Genomic DNA, 6,759 nt, shown 5'->3' with positions numbered 1-6,759 from the left:
TCTATCTTTATTCAGAAAAACGCCTCGAAGGTTACGTGGGTGACGAAGATGAGCGCAGCATGCGCCGTTATACCGTCACAAAACACACACCAGAATACCTCTACCTCGGCGTCGACTTACTTGGTTCGATGGCGAGAGCAAACGAATATGGCCTCAAGCACCAGCAAGACCAAAAATTACGCCAAATCATTCGTCGCTACGACTTTGAGCATTACGCTACCGACCCGGAAATGATTCAAGCGTGGGCAGCCCAATTGGCAAATCAAGTCTATTGGTTGCGTCAGCTTGGTGAACAAGACGTCGTGCAGGACTTTATCGATTCGTTTCGTCAAACCTACCCTGACAGCAAAGATAGTAAGCTCTCTCCGCAGCAATACGGTAATAAACTCTACGGTATGACTCATATTATTTTTGCCGATTCTGAGTACTACCAAAAGTCCATTAAAGAAGAAAACCACCAATGGATTTATGACTATTTTAGAAGCAACATTGATGAGATTGTACTGCGAGCCAAAGAAGATGTGATTGCAGAAGTCGGCATTAGCTTTTTGTTGGCAGGCTTAGAAAATGACCCTGTCGTTGCAAAAACACGCTCTGCGATTGCCGGCGCAATCAATAAACAATATGGGATGGTACCCTCCGCAACGGGAGATTTTAATTTCTCTAAAGGAGAACATCGTAACGTTTTAGCTATCATGTTGCTCGACTGGCAAAAGGTTAACCAAGCTCCGACGTATTCGAATCAACCTGAGATATTCAGCCGTCTACCTTATGGGCTAGAACCCAAGTGAGTTTAAAATAAAATAAACGTAACAACGGCAAAAGGAAATAATGCTCGCCGTCACTGGTTGCTATTTTTTACATCGGTCACATCAATCTCAGTCATCGACCGTTATAGACGAATGAATAGCATCCAGAGGCGGTAATAAAAAACAAAGCACGTTGAGATAACGAGTCTTAAATACCATTTCATCACCTAACTGTTATCTCGCGATAAACCAACTTTCTTTCCGCTTTGTAACGCAACAAAACTAATAATTCATATAGTTCCAAGATCTTCATCACACTAAAATCGACAAAATCCACACTTGAGAGTGAAATTATTCTCCTAGACTTAGGGCAGAAATGAGTCAAAGAGCATAAGTACCCATGAGTAATTTTGTCGGCAGACATTTAGAAGAAATGGCGGATATCCGCGCGACGCGTAAATGTAAGTTAGTGCGTCTGTGCTCTTTGCTGTCGATATGCGTACTCTCCGGTTACAGCTTGGCCTATCTAACACATAGTGAGAAAGTGTTCGCTATAGTCAATTTTATTAGCTGCATTATATTAGCGTTGAACTTGTGGCACCTGCATCACCATCGTAGCCTTAATTACTCCGACCTCATCCTTACCGCTGTATTGATGTTTCAAGGGATCATGCTATTACTCTATAGCGAGCGCTTCCCAGATAGACTTATGTGGATATTTCCAATTATTGCGGCGATTATATTGATCAATGAATTTAAGGTTGGGCTACTCTTTAGCGGCGTTTTCTGCGCACTGGCGATTGCGGCAAGTTTATTCACGGACGCGATTGGTACCCAAGCTCACTCACCTCAAGAACGTTTTATTTTAAGTTTGGTGGTCATTTGCCTTATCTGTAATACGGCCTCTTTTTACTACTCAAAAATGCTCAATTACATCCAGTCTTTGTACCGTGAAGGCATTGAAGACCTTGCCTATCTCGATCAATTGACCGGTCTGGCCAATCGTTGGAGCTTTGAACATTGGGCGAAAAAAAAGCTCGCCGAAATTACGCATCTCCCTTCAACCACCGCTTTAGTATTTTTAGATATTGATGATTTTAAAGAGATAAACGACACCTATGGACATGAAGTCGGTGATCGCGTACTACAACAATTCTCCAAGCGGTTAAAAAACAATATCAGAACTCGAGATCGAGAGAACAATAAACACGACTATTCCATCGCGAGATTTGCTGGAGATGAGTTTGTTATTCTACTCTACGATGTTCGCAGCAAGCAGGATCTTGAGGGGATCCTCGACCGAATTTGTCATTTATTCCAAGATAGTTACGCGGGTTCGAAACAAATCAGTAGTCTAACAGTTAGTGTTGGTGTGGCGTTATACCCACAAGATGCTGATAACCTGCATGAATTAACACGTTGTGCAGATAAAGCGATGTATGCGGCAAAACACGGAGGGAAAAATCAGTTTCAATATTACCATGGGGATAGATATTGCTCGCTGAAAGATATTCCCTCCCTTAATAAAGACAATATTAGAAAAATAAAAAAGGCTTAAGCGGTCATATACATCAGCCAAAGTAAACAGATCAAAGCAACAGATAACCAAATAGCGTAACGGATAGACTGCCCATTTTCGGAATCCCGAGCAACGATGGGTTTCATTGCGCGTTTTTTAGCTCGTTTAACTAATCCGTTGTCATCAACCTGATCGAATTCTTCTTCACGTTGTCGTTGTTCCCGAGCGATTTGAGCACGATTTGCAACTCGACCAAAGCGATGCAATTGATCAGAAGTAAAGCCTTGCTCAGGGTCATAACGTGAATTTGAGTCAGTACGTCTTGAGCCTACTGCCATACTTACCTCCTCAGAAACGATTGGGGATATTAAGAGTATAGCTAGCCAGTCGAGAGATGAGATCGATTATTACGATGCGACCCATCGAATTTATCGAACAAGTTGATCAAATATGACGCGTTAATATCGAAAAGAAATCGTGCACAATAGAGTCTCAGTTTTAACTCAGACTTATACGGATATCGGCAATAACAAGCAGGTATTTAAGAAAGAATTTATAACCGACGAAGACATAATCCACTGTCGTCTGCGATAAAAAGCAGTTTGGTTAATGCCGCGCCTGAGCGCGGCACTTTTTTTACAAGTATTCGCAGAAGTATGCTGTCGCCATTTCAACACGCAATTCAAATGAAGAATCACCTGATACATTGAACGACTCACCATCATTAAATGTGGTCCAATCAAGCTCACCTTCACGCTTAATGGTCAACGCGCCTTTAATCACCGTCATTTTCTCCGGAGAGGCTGTACCAAAAGTGTATTCACCTGGCGCCATCACACCAACACTTGACTCGTCACTCAATTGAGTAAACGCTAGTGACTGAACATTACCTTCAAAATAAACATTGTGTTTCATTTTTCTTCCTTGAGCTTGCTGAATAATAGGAGCTGTCTTCGCAGAGATGCAAAGACATCTTAAAGTGATCTTTTATCCTAAATCGTAACAAGCAACAAGTATTAACTGAGCAATCATCTAAATTAATAAATCGAACTCTTTACCCCATAAGCTTGCCCACGAAAACATCAACAAGCGCTTCACTTCTGCCTCGATTCCCGCCTGCATCGCAAAACTATCCAATCAGGCTTACGTCGACTTTCACGAACCGCTAGGATCATGCTTTAGTTTTAGTTGTACTGATGCTCTTCATAAGGCGAGTTTGCGCTCAGTATCAAAGTTTCTTTGATTGAAATTGCGTTCATAGGCAAACTCTTTCAAGCTTTGCCGTCAATATGCAGTACATCATCTTGGTCATTTTAGGAGTCAGTTGTCGTGGTAGTGTATTCCTCAAAAGGCCGCTTTAGATCTCGGTCAACAATACGTTTATCCTTTGTTCAGGCGATTTTTGCCGCGCTGGGTTTTATATTTTTGTCCGCCTTCATTGTCGCCATATACTTTAGCTATCAAGACTATATTAATCCTAAACACGTCCATGGACGCTGGATAGAGATCGGCACAGCAAACTATAACCAAGATACATTAGACCTAAATTCAAACCGGGTTTTCCGCAATCAGCGTTTAATCACGACCCAGTTTGAATTTGATGGCAATCAGGTTGTTATCACTACTGGCGCTGGCGCCTCTATTTACCAATTAACCGGCACCTTTAATTCTCCTCAGCTGCGTCGTTTGCAACCAAATAGCCCAACGCAACGTTTCATTAAAGAAGGTTTTGAACACACCGTCGATATGGAAGGGGGCGGTTTAGCCAAACGAAGACGTGCCGCCTTAGCGGAACATTTTAGCGAAAAATAACTGAATCGCTTGCAACTCAAGCCATTTTTAACATCGACCGTTTTCGCCACTGGACGTTCCGTATATACTCAATACCAGCTTTGCGCTCGACAACATCTCGACCGTTAACAACTGACACTGTGGGTAACACAACGCCCATTTAGCGTGTATCAAATAATTAACTTGTCGATCTAGCGGTAAACAAACAGTGACTGAGATAAACGTCGATATTTCTCGGGCGACGCCACACATCATTTGACAATAAGAACATATTCAATGAATCAACTTAACCAGCTCATACCAACAGATTGGGCCTCTTTTACTAGCCAGCTTGATAGCAATGTCCTGTTTATCACTATCGCAAGCTTTGTCGCTTGGATAATATGGCGCATCCTCTATGGTAGATTAGAGATACTCGTTAGTCGTACCGCTTTCCACTGGGATGATTTAACGCTTAGTGCGCTAAAAACGCCAATAAGCACGCTAATATGGTGCTGGCCAGCAACGATCTCTCTTGGCTTTTTATTACAAAGCCATATGGGGTCTAAACTCAATTGGTTGAGTACGTTAAAACTGATTCTGGTGATTGGCATCTTTGTTTGGATCACAATGCGCCTTATCAATAACGTTGAAGAGTTCGTCTTAAGTAAAAAAAATCGTGATGAAACCACAGTACAAGCAGTAGCCAAGGTCGCACGTCTGTTTTTTATTGTCATTGGCGCTCTCACCGTCATGCAGGCTTTTGGGCTAAGCTTGTCAGGGCTATTAACCTTTGGTGGCGTTGGTGGCTTGATTGTCGGTTTGGCGGCGAAAGATCTCCTCTCGAACTTTTTTGGTGGCATGATGATCTATTTCGATCGTCCATTTAAAGTTGGCGATTGGATTCGCTCACCCGACCGTCAAATTGAGGGTACGGTAGAACGTATTGGTTGGAGAATGACGATCATCCGCACGTTCGACAAACGCCCTATCTACGTACCTAATTCTGTGTTTAGCAACATAGTGGTGGAAAACCCATCACGGATGCTAAACCGTCGTATCAATGAAACCATTGGAATTCGCTATGATGACAGCGCGAGCGTTACACTAATTGTGGTGGAAATTAAGAACATGCTAGAAAACCACCCAGATATTGATGCCAACCAAACATTGATCGTCAATTTCAATGCTTTTGGCCCATCGTCACTGAATTTATTGGTTTATACCTTCACCAAAACCGTCAACTGGATTCGCTTCCACGAAGTGAAACAAGATGTGCTGCTTAAAATCATGGATATTATTCATCAACATAATGCAGATATCGCCTTCCCTACGCAGACGCTCAAAATCGATCCGGTGTACGCAGGCGAAATAAAAACCATCATCACTCAGTAGTGGTAAAGCCTTCCGTTGGGAAGGCTTTTTTCTATCATTTAGAATCCACCGCCAAGCCTAACTTTGACATGTTAGTTTAATATGCTGCATATCCACTTGTGGTGAATACCACCACCGATCTGTTAGGTTCTCAGTTCCAACCTCAAAGCTTTGTCCAACCATGGGCGTCACCAACGTGGTACCAAAGTCCTGCGCTTCCGATAGCAGATCCTCAATAGGTTCATCCCAACGGTGAGAAAACAACTCGTACGTTGACCAGTGCACTGGCATCAATTGCTTTGCATTCAAATCGGCAAATGCACGTATAGTATGCTTAGCTTGCATATGCCCCCAATTTTCAACCGGAAAACCTTGGCCATCTTTAACGTTGGCTGCAACCTCAACAAAGGCCATATCAAACGGACCTAAGCGTTGGCCAATCTGTTTAAAATGGTCGTCATATGCTGAATCACCACTATAAAACAGCGATCCGTCATGGCCTTTTAGCGCCCAAGATGCCCACAAGGTTTTATTGCTATCCAAACCAGTTCGCCCAGAATTGTGATTCGCAGGCGTTGCCGTAATTTCAATACTGCCAAGCAGCGTTGATTGCCACCAATCTAATTCTTCAATTTGTGCAGGAGCAACGCCCCAGCGTTCTAGATGGCGACCCACAGCAAGTGGGACGATAAAACGAATCTGATTTTGCGCGGCATACTTGACGTAGTATCGAATCGTCGATTCTTCTAAATGGTCGTAATGATCATGAGAAATAACAATTGCATCCGGTATCGGTAGATCTTCGCGCTTTATGGGCGCGGCGACATTACGCGCAAACAACCTTTTCGCGATCCATGGAGAGGCATACTCAAACACCGGTTCAATTAACAGTTTTTGACCATCCATTTCAACATATAAACTCGAGTGCCCTAACCAAGTAACTCGCGGAACCTTATGCGGTTTGGAAAACTGACTCGGCTTGATTATCTGATATGGCAATGCTTTGGTGGGCTTTAACGTTGAGCGTTTGAATAAAAACGCCCACACAATTTCAGACATGCTTTGCGTCGTCGGCACATTAGGCATATTTGAGATCACTCGACCTTGATGAAATTGAGGAGAGTTTGCGACACGTTGTTTGCGTAGATTCTCACTCTCCTGACTAGCCTGATTAACCTTAGTTTGTTCAAACAAACGCCAGCCCATCATACTAGCCATTGAAAAAAGTGCTGTTTTTTCTCGATTGTCCATTTTCATGACCTATTCGCTATCCACAAAAGTAAACGATGGTGTATACTTTAGACACAGCTTAATTAAAAGTAAACACTATCGTTTACTTTTGATTGC

Annotated in this window: 7 protein-coding genes; 4 read left to right on the top strand and 3 right to left on the bottom strand. The window is 42.8% G+C overall.

Features of this window, described 5'->3' with window-relative positions:
* Both RH85_RS04700 and RH85_RS04695 read left to right on the top strand, forming a co-directional pair.
* Positions 1-791, top strand: a 791-nt coding sequence (locus RH85_RS04700) for a DUF3541 domain-containing protein (protein WP_006711052.1), incomplete at its 5' end; no start/stop codon positions are given.
* Between the two features lie 358 nt (positions 792-1,149).
* Positions 1,150-2,307 (top strand): GGDEF domain-containing protein, encoded by a 1,158-nt coding sequence (locus RH85_RS04695; protein ID WP_006711051.1) that lies wholly within the window; start codon positions 1,150-1,152, stop codon positions 2,305-2,307.
* Here RH85_RS04695 and RH85_RS04690 read toward each other — a convergent pair.
* Positions 2,304-2,606: a hypothetical protein gene (locus RH85_RS04690; protein WP_006711050.1), complete on the bottom strand. Its 303-nt coding sequence runs from the start codon at positions 2,604-2,606 to the stop codon at positions 2,304-2,306. The two genes, RH85_RS04695 and RH85_RS04690, sit on opposite strands and share 4 nt — an antisense overlap.
* Positions 2,607-2,904: 298 nt before the next feature.
* Positions 2,905-3,183: a pyrimidine/purine nucleoside phosphorylase gene (gene ppnP / locus RH85_RS04685; protein WP_006711049.1), complete on the bottom strand. Its 279-nt coding sequence runs from the start codon at positions 3,181-3,183 to the stop codon at positions 2,905-2,907.
* A gap of 414 nt (positions 3,184-3,597) precedes the next feature.
* Here ppnP and RH85_RS04680 point away from each other — a divergent pair, with 414 nt between their 5' ends.
* Together RH85_RS04680 and RH85_RS04675 are read left to right on the top strand one after the other, a co-directional pair.
* Positions 3,598-4,080, top strand: a complete 483-nt coding sequence (locus RH85_RS04680; protein ID WP_006711048.1) for a DUF2850 domain-containing protein — start codon at positions 3,598-3,600, stop codon at positions 4,078-4,080.
* 255 nt (positions 4,081-4,335) lie between these two features.
* Entirely contained in the window at positions 4,336-5,433 is a 1,098-nt protein-coding gene (locus RH85_RS04675) for a mechanosensitive ion channel family protein (protein ID WP_006711047.1), read from the top strand.
* Between the two features lie 57 nt (positions 5,434-5,490).
* On the opposite strand, the gene RH85_RS04670 is transcribed toward RH85_RS04675, so the two are convergent.
* Positions 5,491-6,669, bottom strand: a complete 1,179-nt coding sequence (locus RH85_RS04670; protein WP_006711046.1) for an MBL fold metallo-hydrolase — start codon at positions 6,667-6,669, stop codon at positions 5,491-5,493.
* Positions 6,670-6,759: the final 90 nt, after the last annotated feature.

Origin of the sequence: Vibrio ichthyoenteri ATCC 700023 (genome assembly GCF_000222605.1) — a bacterium.
Taxonomy (GTDB): Bacteria; Pseudomonadota; Gammaproteobacteria; order Enterobacterales; family Vibrionaceae; genus Vibrio; species Vibrio ichthyoenteri.
Note: the sequence above shows the minus strand (reverse complement) of the source record. Positions and strands in the feature narration are given on the sequence as shown.